The sequence below is a fragment of the Yeguia hominis genome (assembly GCF_014384705.1).
GTDB classification, from domain to species: Bacteria; Bacillota; Clostridia; order Oscillospirales; family Acutalibacteraceae; genus Yeguia; species Yeguia hominis.
The window spans coordinates 46,475-71,571 of record NZ_JACRSN010000014.1 but is presented as its reverse complement, the minus strand read 5'-3'; the positions used below and the strand labels follow the sequence as shown (position 1 = coordinate 71,571).

27 protein-coding genes and 2 pseudogenes are annotated in these 25,097 nt (G+C 49.3%); 15 read left to right on the top strand and 14 right to left on the bottom strand.

All coding sequences use genetic code 11. From position 1 onward, the window contains the following. Positions 1–288 precede the first annotated feature (288 nt). A complete protein-coding gene (locus tag IAG03_RS09750) occupies positions 289–2,220 on the top strand; it encodes an ABC-F family ATP-binding cassette domain-containing protein (protein ID WP_249319906.1) in 1,932 nt (643 codons plus the stop codon). Here IAG03_RS09750 and IAG03_RS09745 read toward each other — a convergent pair. Further along, complete coding sequence (locus IAG03_RS09745; protein ID WP_249319905.1) at positions 2,210–2,443, bottom strand: HPr family phosphocarrier protein; 234 nt, start codon at positions 2,441–2,443, stop codon at positions 2,210–2,212. The two genes, IAG03_RS09750 and IAG03_RS09745, sit on opposite strands and share 11 nt — an antisense overlap. A gap of 157 nt (positions 2,444–2,600) precedes the next feature. Between IAG03_RS09745 and mtaB the strand changes: the two genes are divergently transcribed. After that, a complete protein-coding gene (gene mtaB / locus IAG03_RS09740; RefSeq protein WP_249319904.1) occupies positions 2,601–3,902 on the top strand; it encodes a tRNA (N(6)-L-threonylcarbamoyladenosine(37)-C(2))-methylthiotransferase MtaB in 1,302 nt (433 codons plus the stop codon). A gap of 102 nt (positions 3,903–4,004) precedes the next feature. Here the strand turns inward: mtaB and deoC are convergent, their stop codons facing one another. From deoC to IAG03_RS09720, 4 genes are all read right to left on the bottom strand, one after another. Continuing rightward, positions 4,005–4,649 (bottom strand): deoxyribose-phosphate aldolase, encoded by a 645-nt coding sequence (gene deoC / locus IAG03_RS09735; RefSeq protein WP_249319903.1) that lies wholly within the window; start codon positions 4,647–4,649, stop codon positions 4,005–4,007. Between the two features lie 85 nt (positions 4,650–4,734). Further along, positions 4,735–5,493 (bottom strand): SDR family NAD(P)-dependent oxidoreductase, encoded by a 759-nt coding sequence (locus IAG03_RS09730; RefSeq protein WP_249319902.1) that lies wholly within the window; start codon positions 5,491–5,493, stop codon positions 4,735–4,737. After that, the gene (locus IAG03_RS09725) at positions 5,490–6,392 is read right to left on the bottom strand and encodes a homocysteine S-methyltransferase family protein (protein WP_249319901.1); all 903 of its coding nucleotides are present in this window, start codon (positions 6,390–6,392) and stop codon (positions 5,490–5,492) included. Before IAG03_RS09725 ends, IAG03_RS09730 begins: the two co-directional genes overlap by 4 nt. A 65-nt stretch (positions 6,393–6,457) precedes the next feature. Further along, entirely contained in the window at positions 6,458–7,405 is a 948-nt protein-coding gene (locus tag IAG03_RS09720; protein WP_249319900.1) for a helix-turn-helix domain-containing protein, read from the bottom strand. Between the two features lie 168 nt (positions 7,406–7,573). Between IAG03_RS09720 and IAG03_RS09715 the strand changes: the two genes are divergently transcribed. The 11 genes and pseudogenes from IAG03_RS09715 (at position 7,574) to IAG03_RS09670 (ending at position 16,919) form a co-directional block, all read left to right on the top strand. Continuing rightward, a complete protein-coding gene (locus tag IAG03_RS09715; protein WP_249319899.1) occupies positions 7,574–9,358 on the top strand; it encodes an L-fucose isomerase in 1,785 nt (594 codons plus the stop codon). Positions 9,359–9,678: 320 nt separating this feature from the next. After that, on the top strand, positions 9,679–10,824 hold the full coding sequence (locus tag IAG03_RS09710; RefSeq protein WP_249319898.1) for a DUF3810 domain-containing protein: 1,146 nt from the start codon (positions 9,679–9,681) through the stop codon (positions 10,822–10,824). A 308-nt stretch (positions 10,825–11,132) separates the two neighbouring features. Next, positions 11,133–11,294, top strand: coding sequence for a S26 family signal peptidase (locus tag IAG03_RS09705; protein ID WP_249319897.1), 162 nt, complete (start codon positions 11,133–11,135; stop codon positions 11,292–11,294). Positions 11,295–11,313: 19 nt separating this feature from the next. Then, the gene (locus tag IAG03_RS14590) at positions 11,314–11,466 is read left to right on the top strand and encodes an IS3 family transposase (RefSeq protein WP_430472454.1); all 153 of its coding nucleotides are present in this window, start codon (positions 11,314–11,316) and stop codon (positions 11,464–11,466) included. A gap of 220 nt (positions 11,467–11,686) precedes the next feature. Beyond that, on the top strand, positions 11,687–12,433 hold the full coding sequence (locus IAG03_RS09700) for an N-acetyltransferase (RefSeq protein ID WP_249319896.1): 747 nt from the start codon (positions 11,687–11,689) through the stop codon (positions 12,431–12,433). A gap of 138 nt (positions 12,434–12,571) precedes the next feature. Beyond that, positions 12,572–13,229, top strand: a pseudogene (locus IAG03_RS09695) (CatB-related O-acetyltransferase). Between the two features lie 88 nt (positions 13,230–13,317). Continuing rightward, the gene (locus tag IAG03_RS09690; RefSeq protein WP_249319895.1) at positions 13,318–13,656 is read left to right on the top strand and encodes a GNAT family N-acetyltransferase; all 339 of its coding nucleotides are present in this window, start codon (positions 13,318–13,320) and stop codon (positions 13,654–13,656) included. A 64-nt stretch (positions 13,657–13,720) separates the two neighbouring features. Further along, entirely contained in the window at positions 13,721–14,479 is a 759-nt protein-coding gene (locus IAG03_RS09685; RefSeq protein WP_249319894.1) for an EFR1 family ferrodoxin, read from the top strand. A 465-nt stretch (positions 14,480–14,944) separates the two neighbouring features. Beyond that, a complete protein-coding gene (locus IAG03_RS09680) occupies positions 14,945–15,628 on the top strand; it encodes an alpha/beta fold hydrolase (RefSeq protein ID WP_249319893.1) in 684 nt (227 codons plus the stop codon). Between the two features lie 56 nt (positions 15,629–15,684). Then, a complete protein-coding gene (locus IAG03_RS09675) occupies positions 15,685–16,116 on the top strand; it encodes a hypothetical protein (RefSeq protein WP_249319892.1) in 432 nt (143 codons plus the stop codon). 269 nt (positions 16,117–16,385) lie between these two features. Then, entirely contained in the window at positions 16,386–16,919 is a 534-nt protein-coding gene (locus IAG03_RS09670; protein WP_249319891.1) for a methylated-DNA--[protein]-cysteine S-methyltransferase, read from the top strand. Between the two features lie 773 nt (positions 16,920–17,692). Here the strand turns inward: IAG03_RS09670 and IAG03_RS09665 are convergent. From IAG03_RS09665 to IAG03_RS09630, 8 genes and pseudogenes are all read right to left on the bottom strand, one after another. Beyond that, complete coding sequence (locus tag IAG03_RS09665) at positions 17,693–19,075, bottom strand: tyrosine-type recombinase/integrase (RefSeq protein ID WP_249319890.1); 1,383 nt, start codon at positions 19,073–19,075, stop codon at positions 17,693–17,695. A 2-nt stretch (positions 19,076–19,077) separates the two neighbouring features. After that, positions 19,078–19,296: a helix-turn-helix domain-containing protein gene (locus tag IAG03_RS09660; RefSeq protein WP_249319889.1), complete on the bottom strand. Its 219-nt coding sequence runs from the start codon at positions 19,294–19,296 to the stop codon at positions 19,078–19,080. Continuing rightward, complete coding sequence (locus tag IAG03_RS09655; protein ID WP_249319888.1) at positions 19,289–19,699, bottom strand: helix-turn-helix domain-containing protein; 411 nt, start codon at positions 19,697–19,699, stop codon at positions 19,289–19,291. Before IAG03_RS09655 ends, IAG03_RS09660 begins: the two co-directional genes overlap by 8 nt. Beyond that, positions 19,696–19,911, bottom strand: a complete 216-nt coding sequence (locus IAG03_RS09650; RefSeq protein WP_249319887.1) for a helix-turn-helix domain-containing protein — start codon at positions 19,909–19,911, stop codon at positions 19,696–19,698. Before IAG03_RS09650 ends, IAG03_RS09655 begins: the two co-directional genes overlap by 4 nt. A 160-nt stretch (positions 19,912–20,071) precedes the next feature. Then, a pseudogene (locus IAG03_RS09645) lies at positions 20,072–20,257 on the bottom strand (helix-turn-helix domain-containing protein); the annotation flags it as partial. A gap of 16 nt (positions 20,258–20,273) precedes the next feature. Continuing rightward, positions 20,274–20,837: a type II toxin-antitoxin system PemK/MazF family toxin gene (locus IAG03_RS09640; RefSeq protein WP_249319886.1), complete on the bottom strand. Its 564-nt coding sequence runs from the start codon at positions 20,835–20,837 to the stop codon at positions 20,274–20,276. Between the two features lie 68 nt (positions 20,838–20,905). Next, positions 20,906–21,490: a hypothetical protein gene (locus IAG03_RS09635; protein WP_249319885.1), complete on the bottom strand. Its 585-nt coding sequence runs from the start codon at positions 21,488–21,490 to the stop codon at positions 20,906–20,908. A gap of 614 nt (positions 21,491–22,104) precedes the next feature. Continuing rightward, entirely contained in the window at positions 22,105–22,704 is a 600-nt protein-coding gene (locus IAG03_RS09630; RefSeq protein ID WP_249319884.1) for a PH domain-containing protein, read from the bottom strand. 206 nt (positions 22,705–22,910) lie between these two features. Here IAG03_RS09630 and IAG03_RS09625 point away from each other — a divergent pair, with 206 nt between their 5' ends. Together IAG03_RS09625 and IAG03_RS09620 are read left to right on the top strand one after the other, a co-directional pair. Next, positions 22,911–23,321: a helix-turn-helix domain-containing protein gene (locus tag IAG03_RS09625; RefSeq protein WP_249319883.1), complete on the top strand. Its 411-nt coding sequence runs from the start codon at positions 22,911–22,913 to the stop codon at positions 23,319–23,321. Positions 23,322–23,401: 80 nt separating this feature from the next. Continuing rightward, positions 23,402–23,917 (top strand): ImmA/IrrE family metallo-endopeptidase, encoded by a 516-nt coding sequence (locus tag IAG03_RS09620; RefSeq protein ID WP_249319882.1) that lies wholly within the window; start codon positions 23,402–23,404, stop codon positions 23,915–23,917. A 122-nt stretch (positions 23,918–24,039) separates the two neighbouring features. On the opposite strand, the gene IAG03_RS09615 is transcribed toward IAG03_RS09620, so the two are convergent. Further along, entirely contained in the window at positions 24,040–25,047 is a 1,008-nt protein-coding gene (locus IAG03_RS09615) for a superantigen-like protein SSL4 (protein WP_249319881.1), read from the bottom strand. Positions 25,048–25,097: the final 50 nt, after the last annotated feature.

The following is a 25,097-nucleotide window of genomic DNA, read 5'->3' as shown; positions in this document are numbered from 1 at the left end:
GGTTCCCTCACTTTCGGTTGATCTGATCGTCCCAGAGCCCCGTTCGGCATGGAGACGGTCTGTATGTACGAAAGCCGCCGGACGGGGCAGCCGGGTACACAGATGTTTGTTACCTATACTATACTGTATTTTTCGGCGAAAGGCAATGCCTGTTTTCACTTTTGCCCGGCCGGATTTGGGGTTTTGGGACTGCTTGATTTCACTGCAAAAATTCGATATAATAAAAAAATGAAAAAATTTCCCGGCGTGCAGGATGTCGCTGGTTTTTAAGATAAGGAGCTTTTTACTATGGCGCTGCTGTCCGTTAGCGGCCTTTCAAAGGCGTACGGCGCTGATACGATCTTCAGCGGTGTTTCTTTTGAGGTGCAGGAAAAAAATCGAATCGGGCTGGTTGGTGTGAACGGTTCCGGCAAGACGACGCTCTTTCGGCTGCTGACCGGAGAAGAAAAGCCGGATGCCGGAGAGATTCACCGTTCCAAAATGCTTTCAGTCGGCTATATGGAACAGCATGTCTGTTCCGATCCGCAGCGGAGTGCTTATGAAGAGGTGCTCCGTGTTTTTTCGGAGCTTCTTGAAATGGAACACGAACTGGACGTCGTCACAACGCTGCTCAGTGGAAATCCTGCGGACCGAAATGCGCTGATTGAACGGCAGGTCTTTCTGACAGAGCAGTTTGAACGGCTCGGCGGCATGACGTTCCGCAGCCGGACCCGCAGCGCGCTTTTGGGGCTGGGCTTTTCGGAAGATTCTATGAAATTGCCGGTCGGCGTTTTGAGCGGCGGGCAGCGCGCAAAGCTGCAGCTTGCCAAAATGTTGCTTTCCGGGGCCAATCTTCTGCTCCTGGACGAACCGACAAACCATCTCGATATTCCATCGGTAGAGTGGCTGGAAGAATTTCTGCGCGGATATCCCGGCGCATTTTTAGTGATTTCCCATGACCGGTATTTTTTGGATGCCGTTACAGAACGCACCTTCATTTTACAAAACGAACGCCTGACGGGCTACAAGGGCAACTATACCGTGGCCTATGCGCAGAAAAAAGAGCAGGATCTTGCCGCACAGCGCAAATATGAAAATACCCAGCGGGAAATTTCCCGTTTGGAAGGCGTTGTTGCCCAGCAGCTCCAGTTTAACCGGGAAAAGAGTGTCCGACAAGCGGAAAGTCACCAAAGAGCAATTGACCGGCTGCAGAAGACGCTCGTTCGGCCGGACAGCGCCGAAAAAGAGCTTCGATTTCAGTTTGCATCCGGCCGCCGATCCGGTGATGAGGTTCTCTCCGCCGAAGGCCTGGCGCTTTCTTTTGATGGAAAACAGCTTTTTCAGAACGCCAATATGGAAATTCGGCGCGGAGAACGGGTATTTCTGCTTGGCCCGAACGGGTGCGGCAAAACTTCGTTTTTGAAAATTCTGCTCGGCGCTTATGCACCGGATTGCGGAGAAGTCCGGTTTGGAGCCGGAGTGGATCTCGGCTACTACGACCAGATTCAGTCCGATTTGGATGGAACAAAAACGGTGCTCGATGAAATCTGGGATGCCTATCCGCAGAAAACCGAAACGGAAATCCGCAGCGCGCTGGCCATGTTTCTTTTCCGCGGGGAAGAGGTGTTTAAACAGGTCTCTGCGCTTAGCGGCGGAGAACGCGCCCGGGTTCTGCTTTTGCGCCTGATGCTGTCAAAAGCTAATTTTCTGCTTTTGGACGAACCCACAAACCACTTGGATATCAGTTCCTGCGAGGCGCTGGAAAATGCGCTGCAGGATTATCCGGGAACCCTGCTCATGATTTCGCATGACCGGTATTTCATCAATAAACTGGCTGACCGGATTTATGTCCTTAATTCGGATGGTACAACAGCTTATGAAGGGCGTTACGACGACTATCTCGCCAAAAGAAAAGAAGATGCAGACCTTCAGAAACAGGCTGCACCTTCTGCAAAATGTAATTCCAGTAATAAACGACGCAGAGAAAAAGAGGCCGAACTCAAGAAACAGCGTATTGCGCTTTCCCGCCTGGAAAAACAGATTCAGGCGACGGAAGAAGAGATTGAATCTGTCGAGGCCGCGCTGAATGCACCGGAAACGGTCAGCGATTATCAGGCAACGCTGGAACTATCCGATCAGCTTGCCCGGCTGAACGCACAAAATGACGACCAGCTGGCACAGTGGGCTGAGCTTTCGGAAGCCGTGGAGACTGCGCAAGAAGAACTTTCGCTTATTCTTTGATGAGAAACGGCTCGATTTCACGTTCAAATTCCACAGGAGCGTCCTGGTGGACCTCCAGCGTGAGCGGATGCGATAAATCGAGGCTGAAAATGCCCATCATGGATTTCGCATCAATTTTGTATCGGTCCGCCAGAAATTCTATTTTAAACGGATATTTCCGCGCGATTTCACAAAACGCCCGGATCTGCTCCATGTCTGTCAGCTGAATCGTATATTCGGACATTGCAAAGCACCTCACTGCGCGAAGAAGTCTGAAAAAGCAGCCGGATTTCGGCTGTATTGTTTATCATAACGCATGAAATGCAATCGGTCAATATGAAAATGCGGTTTTCCGTGCTTTTGTGGACCGGGTTGTTCTGTTTGGGAAAGGATTCCATCTTATGAAAGTTTCAGTGATTACGCTTGGATGTAAAGTGAACCAATATGAGTCGGAGGCCATGCTTTCGCAGCTTGTTTCCGCAGGCTTTGTTCCGGCAGAGGAAACAGAACCGGCGGATGTCGTGGTTGTAAATTCCTGTACGGTGACTGCCTCCAGCGACCATAAAGTGCGGCAGGCGCTCTCCCGCGCACGGCGCCGCAATCCCGACGCGGTACTGGTGCTGACCGGATGCATGCCGCAGGCGTTTCCCGAACGCTGTGAAGCGCTGACAGATGCGGACATCGTTTTGGGAAACCGCAGCCGTGCGTTGCTGCTGCCCTATTTGCTGCAGTTTCTTGAGAAGCATGAGCGGATTGTCGATATTGCGCCGCACCAGACCGGAGACGCGTTTGAGCCGATGACGGTGGGGAAGTTTCATGAACGCACACGGGCTTTTGTGAAAATTGAGGACGGCTGCAACCGGTTTTGCTCTTACTGCATCATTCCGTATGCGCGCGGACGCGTTCGCTCTAAACCACTCGATGCGCTAAAGCAGGAAATTGCAGAGCTTGCTGCGAACGGATATCGGGAAATTGTTTTGACCGGAATCAATCTTTCTGCTTATGGTCAGGACATGGGACTGCATCTTTGCGACGCAGTGGAAGCCGCCTGCAAAGAACCTGCGATTCTGCGCGTGCGGCTCGGCTCTCTGGAGCCGGAGCAGCTGGAACCGGAGGTGATCCGCCGTCTTGCCCGCCAGCCGAAACTTTGCCCGCAGTTTCATCTTTCGCTGCAAAGCGGCTGCGACGCGACACTTCATCGGATGAACCGCCATTATACGACGGCAGAGTACCGCGTAATTGTGCAAAATCTTCGGAACGCATTTGAAAACGCGGCGATTACAACAGATATTATGGTTGGATTCCCCGGAGAAACAGAGGCGGAATTTGCAGACTCTCTGGCGTTTGCAGAGGAAATTGCCTTTGCTAGGGCACACATTTTTCCGTATTCCCGCAGACCCGGAACTGCAGCGGATCATGCGCCGGATCAGCTTTCCAAACAGACCAAAGAGCAGCGCGCGCATCAAATGGCGGAAGTTACCGCACAAAGCAGATTGGCGTTCCACCGTGCGCAGTGCGGACGTGTGGAACCGGTCCTGTTTGAGCAGGCGGCGGCTCCCGGTGTTTTTCAGGGGTACACAGCTAACTACACACCGGTCCGTGTGCAGACGGCGGAAAATTTGCACGGAGAAGTCCGGCCGGTTTCGATTGTGTCTGCGGATGCGGACGGATGTACCGGCGTGCTTTCAGAATCATCAAAATAACGGAAAAAGGAGAAACTTCCAAGAGAAGTTTCTCCTTTTTTGAAGGGTTGTTTGCGCTGCAGAATACCGAGCAAAATGACGGCCGCGATTCAAAAAAATGCTTTAACCGCCTACAATTCGAATGCCGCCGCTTGTTCCAATTCGATCGGCGCCGGCTTCGATCATGTTCAGCGCATCTTCCCGGGTACGAATTCCGCCGGAAGCTTTTACTTTCGCCTTGCCCGCAACGGCATCTTTCATCAGCCGGACGTCTTCTACAGTTGCGCCGCCGGTACTGAATCCGGTGGAAGTTTTGACGAAATCAGCGCCCGCCTCAACGGCAAGCTTGCAGGCGTTCCGCTTTTCGTCATCGGTAAGCAGGCAGGTTTCCAGGATCACCTTGACAAGGGCCGCCGGATGTGCAGCTTCAACAACAGCGCGGATATCGTTTCGGACGGCCTCGAAGTCGCCGGATTTCATGGCGCCGATATTGAGCACCATATCGACCTCTTCTGCGCCCTGTTTTACCGCAATTGCGGTTTCTGCTGCTTTACCCTCGGTCGACATGGCGCCGAGCGGGAAGCCGATGACGCAGCAGTTCTTGACACCGCTGCCGGCGAGCGCTTTGTGAACCAGCGGGACGTAGCAGGAATTGACGCATACGGAAGCGAAGTGATGCTCTGCCGCTTCACGGCAAAGACGCAGAACATCGTCCGGGACTGCATCGGCCTTGAGAATGGTGTGATCAATGTAGGATGCAAGGTTCATAACAAAATACTTCCTCTCTTATTTTTGGCGGAAACCGCACGATTTTCGTTTCTGCATGGTAGATGGGATCCGATTTCTGGCAGTGTCAGACCGTGGTTGCACCCATCAGCCAATTGTGGGGAAGGAATTTTCCGAGAACCCGATAGACTTTGTAGAGCACGCGGTTGGTGTAAACGGCCTTTCCGCGCAGGCCGGCTTTCAGAGAACGGGCAGCGACATCCTGCGCTTTTACGCGGGGCAGCGCCGCAAAGGTTTTGGAGCGGCCCGGAATATCGGCAACCTCCAGAAATTCCGTATCCATGGGGCCGGGGCATACTGCCAGGACATTGATTTTCCGATCTTTCAGCTCTGCGCGCAGCGCCTTTGAAAAACTCAGGACATACGATTTCGTTGCACAGTAAACCGACATCCGCGGCGTGGGGACAAATGCTGCAATCGATGCAATCTGAATGATCAGGCCGCCGGCTTTCATATAGGGCAGCGTCAGACAGGTCATCGCCGTCAGCGCCCGGTTGTTGAGGTCGACCATGCCGGTCTGGGCGTCGCAATCGGCGCCGTAAAAATCGCCGAGTTTGCCGTAGCCGGCGTTGTTTACGAGCAGGGCGACTTCCGGATTGACTTCTTTGAGCCGCGCCGCAAATGCGCGGTACCCGTCCGGTACGGAAAGATCGGTTTCCATCGGGACAATTTTTGTGGTACGCGCTTCTTTGGCCAGCGCCTCCAAACGGTCTTTGCGGCGTGCCAGAATCCAGATTTCATCCAAATTTGGCAGCTGTTCCTGCACAGCGCGCAGGTATTCTTTCCCGAGCCCCGAAGAGGCCCCTGTGATGACTGCGATTTTCATGCGTTTGCCTCTTTTCCTGTATATTGATCTACTGCGTGGCGGATCGCCCGGATATGTGCCGGCGTGGTTCCGCAGCAGCCTCCGACGATATTGGCGCCAGCCCGTAGGACAGCTTCTGTGAGGCGTCCCATCTCTTCCGGGGTTTCCGGGTAATAATCGACACCGTCAAGATTCTGCGGAAGGCCGGCGTTGGCGTGAACCAGAATCCATGCATCCGGGCAGACTTCTTTCATTTCCCGCACAATGTCCGCCATTCGTTCCATGCCGTTGCCGCAATTGGTACCGATGATGTCGGCACCTGCCGCATGCAGCTGTTCCGCCGCCATTGCGGGCGTTACCCCCATCATGGTGCGGTATTCGCCTTTTTTCGTTTTTTCAAAAGTGAAGGTGCAGATGACCTCCAGACCGGTATTTTCCTTGGCTGCCCGAATTGCGATGCCGGCCTCTTCAAGATCGCTCATAGTTTCAATGCAAACCGCATCGGCACCGCCTTTTTCCAGTGCCTGTGCCTGTTCCCGAAACGCGTCGTAGAGCTCTTCCGGCGTGGTGTCGCCGAGCAGCAGCATCCGACCGGTCGGACCGATGGATCCGAGAACCCAACGGCCGTTGGCAGCCTCGCGGGAGGCCTGCGCAGCACGAAGGTTAATTTCAGAGCAGCGATTCTGGAGCCCGAAGTTTTCCAGCTTGAGCCGGTTGGCGCCAAAGCTGTTTGTGCCCACCAGATCTGCGCCGGCGTCAAGATATTGCTGGGCGATTCCGCGGACGATTTCAAAATGGTCAAGCGACCAGAGCTCCGGGCATTCTCCGGGCTGCAAACCCTGTGCAGCCAACGCGGTTCCCCAGGCACCGTCAGAAACGAGAATTTTTCCGCTTTTCAGCGCGTCTGTGATTTTTTTCATAAGGACACCCCCTGTAAATCCTTTTTCTATTATAGGCGTCATGAAAATTCGGTGTCAATCCTTATTTATTTTCTGCAGCCCGCAGTGTAGCGGTGTAAATATTCTTCTCCGGCAATCTCCCGGCGATAGGTTACAATGGCGCTTGTGATGTTCGGCGCCGGATATCGGTTTCCGGTGCCGAACAGCGGATGATTCATTGCAGAAAACCGGGTGGGCGGAACACCGGTCAGTTCCCGGAATGTCCGGTTGAAATTTCGAATATTGTTAAATCCGCACCGCAGCGCAATTTCCGTAACGGTCTGTTCCGGTTCCCGCAGATACCGGATGGCGTGTTCGATCCGCACGGAGTTGAGATAACGTGAAAATCCGACACCGGTCAGCTTTTTAAAAACCTTGGAACAATAAGAGGGTTCATATCCCATGATTTTTGCGGCCATGGGGAGCGTCAGGCTTTCTGCGTAATGCGCATTAATATAATCCAGGAGACGGCCGATTTTCGGAGACTGTGTTTCTTCCGGCTTGGCTTCGTCGTTTTCCGGAATCGGAAAATACCGGCCGCAATAGGCCATGAACTGCAAAATAGCACCGCTGACGACCGCTTCATATCCGGGCGCCTTTTTGAGGATTTCCCGGTTGACGGTTTCATACAGCGAAGTGCATCGGCGGTCCATTCCGGCGTCTGCAAGCTGTTGGGCTCGGAGAACCGGAGGAAGCGGTCTATTGAGAATCGGACGATATTCCTGCAGGATTTCCGGATCAAACAGCAGAAAATCGAGAACACAGTCGGTCTGCTGCGGCGGACTGTAATGCATACAGCCGCTGCGGCAGATGACGAGATCGCCGCGCTGACAGGAAAAAATCCGGTTTTGAATGCCGAGGGTTGCAGTGCCTTCCCGGACATAAATCATTTCAATTTCCCGGTGATAATGCGAGAGAAAGCGCAGGTTTTCGTAGCAGCCGACCCAAACGCGCAGATTTCCGCCGTAGGTTCGATTTTCCCAAAATGCCTTCACACGTTCGCCTCCTTTTACACAAGAATACCATAAATCACAAAAAATGTCTATATTATCACAAGAAACTGCGCGAAACACGCATGGGAACCGCTATAATGAAAGTATCGGAACCAAAATGTGCGGATCTGCGCATTTTAAGTGGACTACCTAGAAAAGGAGCGTAAATTTATGTATTATTTTACACAAATGCCGAAAATCGGAATCCGACCCACCATTGACGGCCGCCGCAATGGGGTGCGGGAAAGCCTGGAAGATCAGACAATGGGAATGGCGCAGGCAGCGGCAGCCCTGATTCGGGAGAACATAAAATATCCGGATGGTCGGCCGGCGGAGGTCGTGATCGCCGATACGACGATCGGCGGCGTACGGGAAGCGGCTATGTGCGCGGAGAAATTTGAAAAAGAAGGCGTCGGCGTGACGCTGACCGTTACCCCGTGCTGGTGCTACGGAACCGAAACAATGGATATGGACCCGCACACCATCAAGGCAGTCTGGGGATTTAACGGAACCGAACGCCCGGGCGCAGTGTATCTTGCCGCAGTGCTTGCAGCGCATGCGCAGAAGGGGCTGCCCGCTTTTGGAATCTATGGCCACCACGTGCAGGATGGCGATGACCGGAGTATTCCGGAGGATGTAAAGGAGAAAATTCTCCGGTTTGCCAAGGCTGGTCTCGCAGCAAAGATTATGCGCGGAAAAAGCTATCTGCAGATCGGATCGATGTGCATGGGAATTGCCGGATCTATCCTCAACCAGGACCTTTTGCAGGAGTATTTCGGCATGCGCAGTGAATCGGTTGACGAGAGCGAGCTGATCCGGCGTGTGCAGAATGGCATCTACGACCATGAAGAGTTTGAGAAAGCCCTTGCATGGACAAAGGCGCATTGCAAAGAAGGCATAGACAAAAATCCGGCGGAAAAACAGTTTAGCCGTGCGGAAAAGGATGCACAGTGGGAGTTTTGCGTCAAGTGCATGCTGATCGTCCGCGATCTGTATCACGGAAATCCGAAGCTTGCCCAGATGGGATTTGTTGAGGAAAGCTGCGGCCACAACGCGCTGATCGGCGGTATCCAGGGTCAGCGCCAGTGGACGGATTTCATGCCGAATTTCGACTTCCTAGAGGCGATGCTCTCCAGCCAGTTTGACTGGAACGGCCTGCGGGAATCGATTCCGGTTGCGACAGAGAACGATACGCTCAATGCGATGACGATGCTTTTGGAACATCTCGTTTCGGATACACCGGGTATTTTTGCGGATGTTCGGACCTTCTGGAGTCCGGAAGCCATCGAACGCGTAGCCGGCAAAAAGCCGACCGGATATGCGGAAAACGGCCTGATTCATCTTGTGAACTCCGGTGCGGCGGCGCTCGATGGGAACGGAGCAGTTCCCGACGAAACCGGCCGTCCGGTGATCAAGCCGTTTTACAACATGCAGCAAGAAGACGCCGACGCCTGTTTGGCGGCGACGGATTGGTGCCCGGCGGATCTCGGTTATTTCCGCGGCGGCGGGTTCTCCAGCCACTTTATCGGCGGCACACGCGGCGGTATGCCGGTTACGCTGGCACGGCTCAATGTTGTCAAGGGCCTTGGACCGGTTCTGCAGCTTGCAGAGGGATATTCCTGCGAACTGGATCCGGAAACGCATCGGATTTTGGACAACCGGACAGACCCGACCTGGCCGACAACCTGGTTTGCTCCGCGCCTGACCGGAAAAGGCGCGTTTAAAGATGTATACAGCGTGATGGCAAACTGGGGCGCGAATCACGGTGCATTCTGCTGCGGACATGTGGGCGCAGAACTGATTACGCTGGCTTCCATGCTGCGGATTCCGGTTTCCATGCACAATGTTTCGGAGGAGAAAATTTACCGTCCGGCCGTGTGGTCTTCTTTTGGCACGGAAGACCTGACAAGTGCGGATTACCGTGCATGCGCGGCATTCGGACCGCTTTACAAATAAGTGCATCCGTGTACGAAAAAGCACGCCTGCAAAAACGGAATACCTTCTGAGAAAGCCGGTCCGCCTTGGGGAATCCTCGGGGCGGATCGGCTTTTTGATGTGTTCGGAACACAGATGCGGAATATCCGATATGTGCATCAAATTGAATGGAACGAGAAAACGGGAGTATTCTCGTTGAAAACCGAATGGTTGCGAAAAACTGGATGGTCGTACTTTCGAAAGATTGCCGCCGCCGTGCGCTTGTGTTATACTTTCCTTGAAAGACGCCGCCGGGTCGGACGACAGCGTGCTTTTTCAAAATGAAAATCGGGAGGCTGTTTATGAAATCGCTTCTGCATTTGCGGCGGCTTTGGATCCTTCTTTGCGTTCCTGCCGCTCTCATTCTGACGCTTTGCGCGTCAAATTCCACATCGTTTGCGGAATGGTATGCCACGACGATTTATCCGGTTTATGCCTCTGCCGTTCATGCAGTCATGGCGTTAGCGCCGTTTTCGGTTGCAGAAATTTTGATTCTCGCTGCTGTCGCTGCGGTGATCGTGTTTCTGCTGCTGTTTTTGATCCGTCTGATCCGAAACCCGGAAAAGCGGGGCCTTCGGGCGGCAAAAGCCGGAATCAACCTGCTCTGTGTCGGCGGTGCGCTGTGGTTCCTTTTTACGATTTCCTGCGGGATCAATTACCATCGGGTTCCGTTTTCTGCGGTTTGCGGACTCACGGTGCAGGATTCCTCCAAGGAGGAGCTTTCCACGTTGTGCGCAGAGCTTGCGGGGACGCTTTCCGATTTGCGTGATGGGCTGCCGGAGGATTCCGAGGGTGTCATGCAGCTTGCGGAGGGTTCTGTCCGTGATACGGCGGAACATGCGCGTAAAACGTACGCGAGCCTGGCGGCAAGTTATCCGACGCTTCCGGACTGTTACCGGTCGCCGAAACCGGTGTTGCTTTCGCGCGCAATGTCCTGGGCGAATATTACCGGCGTGTTTTTTCCGTTTACCTTTGAGGCGAATGTCAATGTCGATATCCCGGACTACTCGATTCCCTCCACGATGTGTCATGAGCTGACGCATTTGCGCGGTTATATGCGGGAAGATGAGGCAAATTTTATCGCATTTCTCGCCTGTCGGGCAAGTGACTTCCCGGAATTTCAGTATTCCGGTGCGATGCTGGCCTTTATTCATGCCAACAATGCGCTGTTTTCGATTGACCGCGATTTGGGCAGCGAGACATATGCGATGCTTTCCGAGGGCGTAAAGCGGGATCTCGCCGCAAACAGCCGTTATTGGAAGCAATTTGAGGGGCCGGTTGCAGAGGCTTCTGAAGCGGTCAACGACACGTATCTGAAAGCAAACCGTCAGGAAGACGGCGTCAAGAGCTATGGACGGATGGTGGATCTGCTGCTTGCGGATTATCGGTTCAGAAAGGAAATGGAAGACTTTCTGAGATCTAGTGTGCCGCAAGATTCCGAATTTTAGGGAAAAATCGCGCGATTTTTGCAGATAGAGCAACTGAGATGTTAGATATTCTCGTAAATGGGTGCGTTTTCCCGCGTCGTCCCTTGAATCTGAAATGGCGCTGCAGTATATCCTCATCGGTTAAATGCCTTTGTATTGGATGCAGAAACCTAGGAGTTTGCTTGCTCTTTTATGAAATGTTACATCAACTGCGGTCGGCTGTTGTCTGAATTTTCTGGCGTACAGGAAGCTTTTTTGAGAAGATTGAGAAGGGAAGAAACAGCGTGCGTCATTCTCTCAAAAAAATATGAAATATCGTCAGCAGCGTTTTGGTTGCGCTGGTCGTTCTGCTGGCAATTTTGCTGGTTGGGGCAAGAGTGGTTGGACTGCAGGTGTTTCGTGTGTTGTCGGGTTCTATGGAACCGACTTATCACACGGGATCGATCCTTTATGTAAAAAAAGTCGATCCGTTTACGATCAAGGAAGGATAGGCTATTCCCTTCCTGCTCGATGCGGATACCGTCGCGACACACCGGGTTGTTGGAATCGTGCCGGACCGAAGTCGAACAGGCGGTGGCGGAGTATGTGCGATCCTACAACTATGTGCGGATCAACCTGAAGAACGGCCTCACTCCGTTTGAAATCCGGAGCAAGGCCGTGTAATTCGCCGCTATTCTGCGACTGGGCGCTTTTTTCTTTGTCTGTTAAACGGGGAGCGGTCCAGTAATCTGTGGCGGACTTCTATTTTGGGCTTGTTCGACTTAGTAGGAGAAGATTGATTGCCGCAGATATATACCACAAATTTGTCGATAGAAAAAGTTGCAAAGTTATGATATAATACGCTTAAATCTGACCGTCTAATGGAAATTGATGGAGGCGCTTTATGGAATATATCAGAGTGACAAGCGAAAACATCGGCCAAGAGCATATATGCTGTGCAATTTCCAATAACAAGGATCTTCAGGTGTCCTCCAAGAAGGCGTGGCTGCAAGAACGCTTTGCGGATGGACTGGTTTTTCTAAAAAGCAAAGAGCGGGGAAAGTGCTTTATTGAGTATATACCTGCTGAAAATGCGTGGAATCCCATGATTGCAGACGGTTATATGTATATCGACTGTTTGTGGGTGGCGGGTTCTTTCAAGGGGCATGGTTATGGAGCGGATTTGCTGAATGCCTGTGTGGAGGACAGCAAGCAAAAAGGAAAAAAGGGCCTATGTGTGTTATCTTCCAAAAAGAAAAAGCCATTTTTGGCCGACCCGAAATTCTTGCAATATAAAGGATTTTCTGTTTGCGATGAAGCGGATAACGGGATCCAGCTATGGTATCTCCCATTTGAGGAAAATGCGCTGCTGCCCAGATTCAAAGACTGCGCAAAACACCCGCATGTTGAAGAAAAAGGATATGTTTTATATTATACCAGTCAATGTCCATTTAATGCGAAATATGTTCCGATTGTGGAACAAGTGGCAAAGGAAAATGCAGTGCAATTCCGGTCCGTTCCTTTGCAGAGCAAAGAAGAAGCGCAGAATGCACCGACGCCAATCACGACCTATGCACTGTTTTATGATGGAGCGTATGTAACAAACGAGCAGATGAATGACAAGCGTTTTTTAAAATTATTATCAAAGTGATTTCCGGTTTTCCGAGTCATGAAAACGAAGGATGGAGAGAAATCACGGTGAGAGAAGCCTGTAAGAAACGAGGAATTGTCACTAGGATGTACCGGGAAAAGGATGGAATATAGAATGATGACAGGAAAAGACGAAATGATGCTGAAGATTCCAAATCCAAACGCGGTCTTTCCCAACGAATATAAAACTTCCTGTTTTATTAAAAATGTCATCACAGCGCCCAATATTACGGTCGGGGATTACACCTATTATGACGACGCGACGGACCCGACAGGCTTTGAGCGGAACAATGTGCTGTTCAACTATCCGGAGTTGGTTTGGAGATCACCTTATAATTGGCAAATTCTGTCAAATTGCATCCGACGCCAAGTTTATCATAGGACCGGCGAACCACCGAAGCAGCAGCGCAACGACGTACCCATTTAATGTGTTTGGCGGTGCATGGACGGAGAATACACTGCCGCATATGGAACAACTTCCCCGTAAAGGCGATACGATCATTGGAAACGATGTGTGGATCGGACGCGAAAGCATTCTGATGCCCGGCGTAAAGGTCGGCGACGGAGCGATCATTGCCGCCTACTCCGTGGTTGTAAAAGATGTTCCTGCCGATACCGTTTACGGAGGAAACCCAGCAAAATTTATCAAAGAGCGCTTTGATGGGGAGCGGAAAGACTCGCTGCTTCGCTATCAATGGTGGAACTTGGAGCCGGAACAGCTCGTGAACATTTTGCCGGTGCTTTGTGATCCGGATTTGAGAAAGCGCAAAGGCTTTCTGCAAGAGCGACTTGGATAAGTACTGGACAACTTACAGTTTATGAGATCCATTTCCGAGAGGAAGTTCATGAGGTAAGACTTAAAAAAGCCGAGAAAAATCAGCGTGGTTGTTGAAAGCAACAGCCACGGGATTTCCGATGTGCAGTCCGCATGGAATTTTCGGTGTGTTCCGTCTGCAGTTTGAACTGACGGAATTTCTGCTCAACTACGGCGGACACATCGGTTATGCCACTCGTCCGTCCGATCGGAACCGCGGGTTCGCGACCCAGATGCTGAAGCGGGGATTGGAAATTGCAAGGGAGTTTGGAATGGACCGCATTCTCTGTGTCTGCGATAGCGACAACGCGGCTTTGGAAAAGGGGATTCTGAAAAACGGCGGTATAGTTGAAAACGAGTTGTATGATCCGGATGAAAACGTCGCTGTCAAACGCTTTTGGATTTCGTGACAAAACCGGATTGTTTCTGGATTGCCGCGCTGGTAAACCGAATTTTTCGGAGGTGCTTATACATATGATTTTTTGTTTTTCCGGAACCGGGAACAGCCGGTATATCGCAAGGCGAATTGCGGAAGCACTACAGGATAAAACGGTCGATCTGAATACAAAAATTAAAGTCAAGGATCATTCCCCGATACAGACGGGACAAGACGTAATCGTGGTTGCGCCAACATATGCATGGCGTATTCCGCGAATCGTATCGGATTGGCTTTCCCAAACCGAGTTTGTTGGTGCGGAACGAATCTGGTTTGTGATGGACTGTGGCAGCGAGATTGGTAACGCAGCAAAATACAATCGCAAACTTACCGAACAAAAACACCTGTGCTATATGGGAACAGCACAAATTGTTATGCCGGAAAACTACATTGCGATGTTTCGCGCACCGCAGGCAGAAGAAGCCAGGAGCATCGTGGAAAGAGCAGAGCCAACGCTTGAGGAGACCATTGTGCGCATTCAGGCGAGACAGGCTTTTTCCGCACCTCGAAGCAATCTCTATGACCGCTTTATGAGCGGTCCGGTAAACCCGATATTTTATCAGTTTTTCGTTAAGGCCGACGCCTTTCAGGCAAATGATGCCTGTATTGGTTGCGGACAATGTGCGGAAAAATGCCCGATGAACAACATAACATACAGGGACAGAAAGCCTGTATGGGGAACGCAATGCACGCATTGCATGGCCTGTATTTGTTATTGCCCGACGGAAGCGATAGAATACGGGAAAAAGAGTACAGGAAAACCGCGCTATTATTTTGAATCATTAAAAATCGAGTAGTCTATAGGACAGCAAAATTGGATTTGCAGAGCAGGGGCTGTCAGCAGAAGAAACGGCAGAAAGCATGGATGTTCTCCGCTTGCGTTTGTGACATCCTGTTTGAAATAGACCGCCGACATCCGGCTTGCAGGCAGAATCACGCGGAAGCAGCGCAGACAATCAGGGCATAAAAGGGTATGCCGGCATCCATAAGGCTGGATCTCTCGGATTTGAATCTGTTGACCCTGCTTCGAGGCGGCAACAGATTGCCAGCCGGATGCAGGCGGTTTATCGCAAACCAAATGTTTCATAGCCAGATGAGACCTTATGTGATGATTTCGGATGGCAATGATATTGCAATTCGTCTGCAAACAAAGCTGGGTGTGCAATTTGCTCAAAAACGCTTTTCTTTGCTATGCAAAAGGGCCGTATGAATTAGAATAAGAATGCGGATTTATTTTGCAAGTTGAAATTTACGAGGATATAATGGATATAGAATTATACTGCCAGGAGAAAGGAAATGGCGAACCGTTTCTATTTTTGCATGGAAATGGTGGAAACAGCGCCTATTTCAAAAATCAAATCGAATATTTTCAAAGCAAATACCGTGTGATTGCATTGGATACGAGAGGGCATGGGAAATCTCCGCGAGGCGACGCGCCGTTTACCATTGCACAATTTTCCTGTGATTTATACGATTTCATGCAAGCGCATCAAATTTTAAGCGCGGTGATTTTGGGGTTCTCAGACGGAGCAAATATTGCGATGAAATTTGCAACGGAGCACCCCGATATGGTAAAAGCTTTGATTTTAAGCGGCGGCAATCTCGACCCAACAGGAGTAAAACGAGTGGTGCAAATTCCGATTGAAATCGGATACAAAATCGCAAGGCGGTTTGCCGCCAAATCAACGGAGGCAAAGAAAAATGCCGAAATGCTCGGCCTGATGGTGAATGAGCCAAATATCAAACCAAATGCATTGTCGCGGATTTCGATTCCCACATTGGTCATTTGCGGAACAAAAGATATGATCAAAGAGTCGCATACGAAGGAAATCGCCGAAAGTCTTCCAAATGCAAAAATGGTGATCCTTCGTGGAAATCATTTCCTTGCGAATCAGCGTCCAGCAGAATTTAATCTGGCTGTTGACGATTTCCTGAAAACACTTTAATAGGGGTCAGATTTTTAAAATGAACAAATTGGAAAATCGGGATTGGAGGAATACAGATGAAGAAAAAGGTTATGTGGTTTGTCGGTGTTGCCTTGCTGGTATGTTGCGTGATCTATTTTTACCCGATGTCTTTTCCAAGCGATCTCATTGAAAATCAGGACCTTACGATACAGGTAAATGAATTGGGTGTTCAAAACGGAGAAGCATACATCAACACAAAGAAGTACGACCAGATCACAGAGGAACAAAAAAGAAAAATCGTGGAACGGATGCAGAACTGTTCTTATAAAAGAACCCTGAAAACGTATATGGGGGACGGTGCAATGGAGGAACTCGGCAACAAAATTGCATTCATTTCCAGTTATGACGGGGAGACATTGACGGAAATTGCTGTCTCGGCTTCCGGACAAGTTTCGATTCATGGCAGATTGTATGAAATGAGAAATGCAGAACAGTTTATTCGGGGAATAGAAGATATTCTCAAGTGATATTCCGGACAGAGATCGTATGCTCTATCTGTTAGACCTAAGAACGCAAACGTCAGAAGGCTGAGTTCAACCCTGGCGTTACAAGTGCGCTGCAAAGAAACGTTCGGCAGAAGCGTCTGCCGCTTCTCTGGCTGGTTTGGAATTTTAAATGGGAGATATTACGAGAATATTTTACGATATTCAGATAGTTTGCTCATATAAAGAGCGATATAATGATCACAAAGCGCGGTAGCGCCGCAGAATTTCAATGCTTTTTTCGGGGTGTAAAAATGACGTTTATTCAACACTACAATTCACCGCTGGGCGGTATTCTTTTGGCAGCGGATGAGATTGGATTGACCGGATTGTGGTTTGACGGCGAAAAATATTTTGCGGACAATCTGCCAAAAGTGCATACGGAGCAGGAAACGCCGATTCTTTCGGAAACCAAACGCTGGCTCGACTTGTACTTTACTGGAACGGAACCGGACTTTCTTCCGCCACTGCACCCGATCGGCTCTGCGTTTCGCCAGGCAGTGTGGAAAATCCTTTTGCAGATCCCTTACGGCCAAACCACCACCTATGGAGAAATTGCACGACAGCTTGCAGAGCAGCGGGGCCTTACCCATATGTCCGCACAGGCGGTTGGCGGCGCTGTGGGACATAACGGAATTTCCATCCTGATTCCTTGTCACCGGGTAGTCGGCACAAACGGAAGCTTGACCGGATATGCTGGCGGCATCAGCACGAAAGTCAAGCTGTTGGAACTGGAGAAAGCGGATATGCGCAACTTTTTCGTTCCAAAGAAGGGAACTGCGCTTTAAAGAAAGAAGAGAAGGGCTTCGCAGGGATTGCCCTTGAAAAATGGTTCTCTCTTTAAAAAAATCGTACAACCATTCCGCCTTTGGCCGATTTTGTCCCAAAGGATTTCTTTAAGAAGCGTCTCAAAGCGGCTTTTCATTGGAATTAGAAGGGAATTTTCTCCGGTACGCTCATATTAAAAATAAAAAAACGCTTTTTGAACAGCCTCCCGTTTGGTAGATGGTATCTCATATCGTCTAACAAGCGGGGGCTGTTTAATTTAGAGCTGTTTTCATCGTATGAAAGAATATTTTTGCACCTATTGACAGTACCCAAATATACATCATGCGGCGTATAAAAATCTCCCGGTAACGGAAGTGAAATTACCGAGAGAAGGAGGAACAAAAAACGCTGCAAACCCCGAAAAAAGGCTTGCAGCGGTGCTTTCTGGCGTCCCAGAGAGGATTTGAACCTCTGACCCCACGCTTAGGAGACGCTCCCGGAACGCTTTTTGGGCTGAAAGACAGGGGTAAAAAATCCTTAGAAATCATTGATATAAAAGGCTTCGAGAGCTTTTGGACTGATAACTAAATTCATCTGTTTTCTGCTAATTTTAACTGCTGTTTTTAGCAGGTCATTAGCAAGGGTCGTGCTAAGCGGGTTATGGTGGTCTGTTCAGATAAAACCATCGGGGCTCTGCGAACGCAAGCCATAAAGTATACTCATTATAACAACTCTGCGCCAAAAAATCAAGAGGGACAACCGGAGTTGCCCCTCTATTCATATAATCCTATTCTTATAAATTCTTCGCAAGTGTTTTCAGCAGCGCCGCCATTTCGGGGTTCTGCAACAGCTTCACTAAAAGCTCGGCGTTGCTTTCTGCTGCGTCCGCAGTTTTCTCTTGTACTGTTTCCTGCGGCGGTTCGGCGGTCTTTTCCATTTCCTCCTGTGTGACTGCCATCGGGTCAGGTAAGTCCTTCACGGTTTCAAATTTCGGCATAGGGATTGTTTTCCCCTCGGCTTCCGGCGAGAGCGCCTTTGCCTTATAAAACTGCTCATCGAAGCGTTGAGCATTGAAACGGCGATCGTCATCAATAATGTGGCTGTAAACATCCGCAACCATTTCAACCCTTGCGTGTCCTGAGTCGCCCTGCACTGACTTCATATCGCCGCCGTTCCATTTCAGCTTATAGGTAATGCTGGCGTGTCGGAAGCTGTGAAAGACTACATCCGGCAGATTGTTATCACGGATGAGCTTCTTCAAGGCACGGGTTATAACTTGATTTTCCATCGGTCTGCCCGTCGGGTGACAAAACACAAGGTTGTAATCCGTGTATTCTTCTCCGAACAGCTCCTTATATTTCTCAATCTGCTTTTTCCTCTCTGTAAGCATAAGCGCAACGGTTCTCGGAAGAAAGACCTTGCGGACGCTCGTTTTTGTTTTCGGTGCTTTCAGCACAAGATCAGTCGTTCCGGTCGTGAACATATGGGGAAAGGTAAACACTATATCCACGCAATCCCAAGTCAGCGCCAGCATTTCTCCCATTCGCAGAGAGCAGGCAAAGGAAAGGTTGATAGCAAGGGAAAGTATGTCATCGTCGCATACTTCAAGGGCGTGTTGCAGGGTTTCCGCCGTCCATATTTCACGCTTTTTATGTTCCTCTTTGGGAAGTGTCGCATTCACGCACGGGTTCTTTGACATCAGCTCCCACTTGACCGCCTGATTAAAGGCGTTTCTGAGCAGCTTGTGTATCTCACGAACGGTATGCACAGTGAGAAATTCATTTGTCGGCTTGCGGTTATTCGTGACCTTTGTTTTCACGGAAAGCAAGCTCTGATAAAAGCGATCCATAACACGGGTGTTCAGGTCGTCCAGCTTCATATCCCCGATAATCGGAATGATGTAATTGAACATCAAGCCACGCCGTGCTTCATAAGTGGACATTGCCCAAGTGCTGACACCGTACACCGATGTATATTCTTCAAGAAGGTCGGCAACGGCCTTTGCAGACGGCACAATGAATGTGCCGCTCATCTGCTCAAATTCAATTTGCGCCTTCCGTTTTTCTGCTGCGGAATTTGTATCGTAGGTTTCCCACTTTTGACGGGTGTTGCCCCTTTCATCTCTCACGGTATAAACCACTGAATACCGATTTTTCCTTTTGACTATTGAAGCCATATCTATACCTCCTGACCGTTATCGCTGTCGAGCCATTCATCAAAGCTCGCTTTGATAACCCTATATTTGCTGTCTACTAAAACCGCTTTGAAGGCACCCCCTTTTATGAGGTTGTATACCGAAACCCTCCCGACGCTGAGAATTTCGCAAATCTCTGCGACGGTATAAGTGCGTTTCACTTTTACTGTTCCGTTGAGTTCTGCTATCCGCTTTTCAAACATCTTTCGTACCTCCTTCCGGTGTGACCTTGCGGTACTTGTCCTGTGTGGCGTACCATTCTTCAAAACTGTCAATGTATATCTGAGTGCGATTGTTGATAATCTCGGCCTTGATAGGATACCTTTTAATCAGGTCATACATCACTCCGTCAGATACCCCTATAATCGCACTCGCTTCGTGAACCGACATCGTGTAGGCGTATTTCTGCCCCGGCTTCGTGCCGTCGATCTTCTTATAATGGAATTGTCCGGCATACCATTCCTCAAAGCTATCCACCAAAACTCTCATCTTTCCGGCTACGAGAACGGTCTTAAAGTAATTCTTGTGAACAAGCCAATAGGAATCAACCTTTTTCAAACCGAGCAGCGCACCCATTTCACGAACCGACATAGTTTTCTTTATCATTCGCAGTCACCGTCCTGTCCTTCGAGCCAAGCATCAAAGCTCTTTTTTGACACCCGATACTGACCGCCGACCTTAACGATATGAAAGACGCCGGACTTTACAAGGTTGTAAGCGCTCATTCTGCTCACGCCCAAGATGTCCTGTATTTCTTCTACGGTATAGATGCGCTTTTCCGGCTGCGCTGCCGCATTTGCTGTATTTACTTTTTCCATTAGGAACCTCCGTGGCTGTTTTATTTAACGGCTCGTCAGCTGTCATATAGCCAAGCCAATTAGCTTGGCTATATGATACTGACTTTCGGAGGATTTGAAAATGATGCGATTTTCTCAATCGCACACTTTCGACAGGCGTATTATCCAAGGCATCAAGCCAAGCATCGAAGCTCTTTTTCGATACCCGATACTGCCCGCCGACCTTAACGAAGTGAAACACGCCTGATTTCACAAGGTTGTATGCGCTTGTCTTGCTCACGCCCAAAATGTCTTGTATTTCATCTACGGTGTAAACCCTTTTTTCGTAGCCCGAAAGGACGGGAACAGCTTCTGTATCGGCGTTCATAGCGGCAATTCTATCCTCAAACATTTTCTTCACCTCCCGTGCTGCGTTCGGTAATCAGGTAGTCATAGCCGTAGCCCTCGCACTTATCGCATTTCTCTTTAACACGAACGAAGGGATCGACACGCCTGACAATATAGCCGCCGCTGGTTTTGTAGTCCTGCAAACACTTAGGGCAAAGGCAACGAACGCTTGCGGGCTTGTGATAAGGCTTATCCACCCAAAGCCCCAAAGCCTTTTTGATACCGATATTGAGCTTCTTCATACAATGCTCGTCGTCAATTTTGCCGATATACTCAATTAGGTCGGATTGATTGACGGTTTTCAGTTGTTCAAGCATCACCATAGACGGTGATTTCAAGCCGAAACGGTTGCCTATGATAATGTGCGTCGGAAGAAACCGCTTCTTGATAACGGAAGTGATTGCGGCAATTATCGTTGTGCTGCTTGCCGCATTACCCTCATCGCACTGTACGACCAAAGCAGGACGCACTCCGTTTTGGATTGATCCTCCGTTATTGCCGAAATCGTAAAGATAGATTTCTCCACGCTGAACCTTGCCGTTTGTGCTTTTGTTTTCCATAATGTATTACCTCTCATACTTTTATTTTTGAAAGGTGTTCCTGTCCGGATCAGAAATAACCCCTTCACTTACTCTGAATAAGGGGTGTCTTTTGGCAGGGTGTTTTTCAAAAATTTTTTCATCTTTTTGATTGCGGCGTCGTATGACTCCTGAATTGTGTTCTTTGCTTTACCCTCCGAAGCGGCAATTTTGGCAAAAGACTTTTTCCCGAAAATATACTGTTTCACACGGCTTTGTTGAATAGGGGTAAGCAGCGCAAACGCTTTTTCCACGAGGCGCTTTGGAAAGCGCTCCCGAAACAGGGCTTCTGTAAAATCGGGGATGCAGCATTCAATGTTGTGGCGCTCGGTCGTGCCGTCCTCAAAGCCGTAAACATCATCCCGCCGCATACGCTTGTAGAACTTGTCCTCGTTTCGGTTAAACTCTGCAAATATCTCGCCCATATCTTTGCTGAGAAGCACGAAAGGCAGGTAGCACTCTACAATAGGCGCATACCTTTCTGTGAGCTGCTCATAGCTTAGATCGCTGATAATGCCATACTTTTCCTTGCCCGTGTAGCCGGGGTACTCGCACCCCAGCTTGATAACCTTACAATGCGCCTTAAAATCTTCGGTCAATGCGTCGATGTCGATATTGATTGTGTTGTTCGTCATTTTTGTGTTCTCCTTGAAATTCGGAATTTTTTATAAATGTCAGATAAAAAACTTCATTCCGAAATCAGGGATAACGGGACACGGCGCTCTGCCAATGCAGTAAAAACATAACTTCACCCTTTCTGCTCAGAAAAAAGCGAAAAGGGTACAAAAAAAGCCGTTGCAGTTTTCAAGTCAATACTTGATGGCTACAACGGCTTCATTCTCAATTCGTCGTATTCAATTCGCTTCGCCTAAGCTATTTATAACTTAGTGAAAAATACCGCCTCGTTTCAAGAAAACATTTTTCACTGTGCAATCACGGCAAACGGGCAAAAAAAAAGCAGCTACAAACCTCGTTTAAGGCTGTAACTGCTTTAATAAGTCAGTCGTATTCATTTGCCTGCTCTGACGGATTGCAAAGGCAGTATTATCGGCAGGTTGCTTGTTGGCAAGTAAATTGCCCACATTTTTCGACGATACTATTATAACACGGCGCTTTTCCCGTGTCAGTGGCAGATTTGTGACAATTTTCTGCCTTTTTAGTGCCAGCCGCAAAAAACGGCTGCAATTCATCAGCATAGCAAGTATAGCATAGGTGAAGTCGGACATTCAGTAGGGATTTGCTCGGACAATTATCGTACTTTCGTCGGACATAGGTCGGACTGCGCTGTATTTATGAAAAACTCAGGAATTTCGTCCTCATCTCCTTCCACATCAAAAATACCACGGAACGCCGGAATTGCATATCCCCATAAAGCAATTCCGAGCAGCATTATCGCTTCTTCCTTACGGTCATAAAAGGTGCTGCGTTCAATACCCAGAATTTCCAACAGCTCACTTTCGGAATAGCGGAAAGCGGTCAGATAGCTCTTTGAGAGTATTTCGTGGTATAGCTTGCCGTTGTTATGGTAGTCATAGACCTTACTCATTGCTTTGTCAATCAGGTCAATCATCCATTTGTTTTCAAAGAGGCTGCACACTCGGCTTTCAAATTCGCTGTGCTCGATGTCGGGAGCAAATTCCTCTAAATATACAAGGGCTTCGTTCAGATCGTCGCCGTAGTAATAGATTTCTTCATTTACGCAGTCGCAACTTGAAAGGGTTGCCCATACCACATCACGATAAATGCTCAAAAGCAGCTTTGTTTTATGAAAAATATCGTCCTGCGCCAGCTCTAACTGCTCGTACATCTTTGTGATGTTTTTAATTGCCTTTGTATCTTTTCGTCCCATTGCTCCTCCTTGTCTGTATGAATCGGGCATACTAAATAAAAGCGATATATCATCGGTCAGCATAAAGATAAATTGCAACATCTTTCTCAAACCCCCTTGACACAACACGCAACTTGGGGTAAGATATATGCAACTTACTTGCGTTTGTCAATAGAAACAGGCAACTTAATTTCTAACATTTTTTACACACCACGGAGGACGGTAAGATGAAGTTTTGCGAGAAATTAAAAGAAGCCCGCACAAAGGCGGGCTTAAAGCAGGAGGAATTGGCGAAAGCTCTTGGGGTTTCCCTCAGAACGATCTCCAACTATGAGTCCGGCGAACGCTATCCGAAAAAGAGAGAGGTCTACTACAAGCTGGCGGAGCTGTTTCATACGGAAGAAAACTACTTCCTCAATGAAGGCGAGGAATTTATGCTTGCTGCCGCCAAAAAATATGGGGCAAAGGGTGCAAAGCAGGAAAGAGAGCTGGTAGATGAAGTCAGCGGTCTTTTTTCCGGCGGCGGTCTTGCCGACGAAGATTTGGACGAGATGATGAGAGGTATTCAAGAAGCCTATTGGATTGCAAAGGAAAAGAACAAGAAATACACTCCGAAAAAGTACCGCAAGAACCAATAAATTTGATTTAGTCCCGCTTATGGGACACTTGTTATGTTAGAATAAAGTTGTAGAAATAGGTAAGAAGGGGGTGTTCGCTCTTGGATATTCAAACCTTGGAGATCGTGCAGACGGCAAACAGGCTGGTCGATACGCTCGGAACGAGAGATCCGCACAGGATTGCCCGTGAGCTTGGCATAGAGGTAATTCCTATGAATTACAAGCGGCAGCGTGGAGCTTACAAGGTGATACTTCGCAACCGCTTTATTTTCATCAAAAATGACTTGCACCCTGCTATGGAGAGTATTGTAATGCTCCACGAGATCGGACACGATACCCTGCACCGCAAGGAAGCCGTAAAAGCAGGGGGCTTTAAGGAATTTAACATCTTCAATATGCAGGAAAGCCGAATGGAATACGAAGCAAATGTTTTTGCTTCTCAGGTATCATTGGGTGATGAAGAAATACTTGAATACATCAGATACGGCTATGACATACAGCAGATTGCCCGTGCAATGCACTCGGACACAAACCTTGTCGCATTAAAAACGGACGCACTGATTGCACAGGGCTATTGCCTGCGCCATCAGGAGTATGAAAACAGATTTTTGAAATAGCATCTCGGCAGATTGTGCAGACACCATCTGCACAATTCCGTGGTTGCGCAAAATCAAAGATACAAAGGATATAAAAAGAGCCGCAGCGGAATGATATAATCCGTTGCGGCTTGTGGTTTTATTCAGTTGTTTTCACTTTCCTCGGTTGTGGGCGGCTCGGTCTGAGCTGCCGTGGTGCTTTCCGGGGTTGCAGTTTCCGGCGCAGGAGTTGGTTCTGTGTCGGTGGTTTCGGGTTCGGTTGGTGCGTTTGCCGAGGGTTCGGGCGTGGCGGTTTGGCTCTCTGCCGGAGTGCTGCTCGGCGTTGTAGGAGTTGTAGGTGTGGTCGGAGCAGTAGGCTCGGCTGACGGCTCGGCGGTCACGCCGTTGTTCGGCTCTTGGGTGTTGTTTTGCTGTGAGCCGGTGGCGGTGATAACATCGCCGTTATGAAGCGTGGCATCGAGGGAGTATGTTCCCCATTTAGGGGTGATGGTGATAGTTGTGTCTGCGGCAGCGTTTACGGTAAAGGTGAATTCAGAGGTGTCATTCACAAATATCTGCTCGGTGCAGTAGGTTTCATCACCGATTTTTATACTGCAATAGCCTGTTGCGCCTGCCGTTCCGGTGGCTTTCAGTGTTATCACGGCTGTATCTGCTGTCAGCGTATAGGTGTTATCCGCTTCGGTAAGCTCGGTTGCGGCGGTGTCCTCATTAACCTGATAGGACAGCTTATAGGACGAGCTTTGGATCGCCGTTGTGCCTGTTGAAGTAGAGGCGGTAAACCAAGCCCAGCTTACACCGCAAAGGCAGATAGCGCAGATGCAGATAGCAAGCATTGAGGGGGCGAGAATGTGCATAAGACCGTCCGAGCGCTTTTCTTTTGTTGCGTGCTTTGCCCGGTGGAAGAATACGGGGTACACCTTCATTACATTTCGTTCGGTCACAAACGGAATAAGGCAGAGGTAAAGGCAGCGGAGTTCTCTGCGCCAATAGCGATATTCGTTGTAGTCTGCTGCACGGCGCATCTCGTTTAAGAGATATTGCTTTTCCCGTCCGAAATCGTTGACGAATTTTGGAAGCCGAATAAGGATCAGCAGAAAGGCAGATGCGATCAGAACGATCAAGAGTATCAAAGCGCCGCTATTGTTGTCCATAATGATGTATCTCCTTTCGATTGTGTTTGTGTGGGCAATCAAAAGGCATA

Coding starts and splice junctions, on each gene's coding strand:
- deoC (WP_249319903.1), bottom strand. CDS start 4,649: ATGAACCTTGCATCCTACATTGATCACACCATTCTCAAGGCCGATGCA.
- IAG03_RS09655 (WP_249319888.1), bottom strand. CDS start 19,699: ATGATAAAGAAAACTATGTCGGTTCGTGAAATGGGTGCGCTGCTCGGT.
- IAG03_RS09675 (WP_249319892.1), top strand. CDS start 15,685: ATGAAGAAAAAGGTTATGTGGTTTGTCGGTGTTGCCTTGCTGGTATGT.
- IAG03_RS09710 (WP_249319898.1), top strand. CDS start 9,679: ATGAAATCGCTTCTGCATTTGCGGCGGCTTTGGATCCTTCTTTGCGTT.
- IAG03_RS09725 (WP_249319901.1), bottom strand. CDS start 6,392: ATGAAAAAAATCACAGACGCGCTGAAAAGCGGAAAAATTCTCGTTTCT.
- IAG03_RS09730 (WP_249319902.1), bottom strand. CDS start 5,493: ATGAAAATCGCAGTCATCACAGGGGCCTCTTCGGGGCTCGGGAAAGAA.
- IAG03_RS14590 (WP_430472454.1), top strand. CDS start 11,314: ATGCGGATACCGTCGCGACACACCGGGTTGTTGGAATCGTGCCGGACC.
- IAG03_RS09700 (WP_249319896.1), top strand. CDS start 11,687: ATGGAATATATCAGAGTGACAAGCGAAAACATCGGCCAAGAGCATATA.
- IAG03_RS09670 (WP_249319891.1), top strand. CDS start 16,386: ATGACGTTTATTCAACACTACAATTCACCGCTGGGCGGTATTCTTTTG.
- IAG03_RS09625 (WP_249319883.1), top strand. CDS start 22,911: ATGAAGTTTTGCGAGAAATTAAAAGAAGCCCGCACAAAGGCGGGCTTA.
- IAG03_RS09650 (WP_249319887.1), bottom strand. CDS start 19,911: ATGGAAAAAGTAAATACAGCAAATGCGGCAGCGCAGCCGGAAAAGCGC.
- mtaB (WP_249319904.1), top strand. CDS start 2,601: ATGAAAGTTTCAGTGATTACGCTTGGATGTAAAGTGAACCAATATGAG.
- IAG03_RS09715 (WP_249319899.1), top strand. CDS start 7,574: ATGTATTATTTTACACAAATGCCGAAAATCGGAATCCGACCCACCATT.
- IAG03_RS09640 (WP_249319886.1), bottom strand. CDS start 20,837: ATGGAAAACAAAAGCACAAACGGCAAGGTTCAGCGTGGAGAAATCTAT.
- IAG03_RS09680 (WP_249319893.1), top strand. CDS start 14,945: ATGGATATAGAATTATACTGCCAGGAGAAAGGAAATGGCGAACCGTTT.
- IAG03_RS09635 (WP_249319885.1), bottom strand. CDS start 21,490: ATGACGAACAACACAATCAATATCGACATCGACGCATTGACCGAAGAT.
- IAG03_RS09630 (WP_249319884.1), bottom strand. CDS start 22,704: ATGGGACGAAAAGATACAAAGGCAATTAAAAACATCACAAAGATGTAC.
- IAG03_RS09685 (WP_249319894.1), top strand. CDS start 13,721: ATGATTTTTTGTTTTTCCGGAACCGGGAACAGCCGGTATATCGCAAGG.
- IAG03_RS09750 (WP_249319906.1), top strand. CDS start 289: ATGGCGCTGCTGTCCGTTAGCGGCCTTTCAAAGGCGTACGGCGCTGAT.
- IAG03_RS09660 (WP_249319889.1), bottom strand. CDS start 19,296: ATGTTTGAAAAGCGGATAGCAGAACTCAACGGAACAGTAAAAGTGAAA.
- IAG03_RS09665 (WP_249319890.1), bottom strand. CDS start 19,075: ATGGCTTCAATAGTCAAAAGGAAAAATCGGTATTCAGTGGTTTATACC.
- IAG03_RS09615 (WP_249319881.1), bottom strand. CDS start 25,047: ATGGACAACAATAGCGGCGCTTTGATACTCTTGATCGTTCTGATCGCA.
- IAG03_RS09745 (WP_249319905.1), bottom strand. CDS start 2,443: ATGTCCGAATATACGATTCAGCTGACAGACATGGAGCAGATCCGGGCG.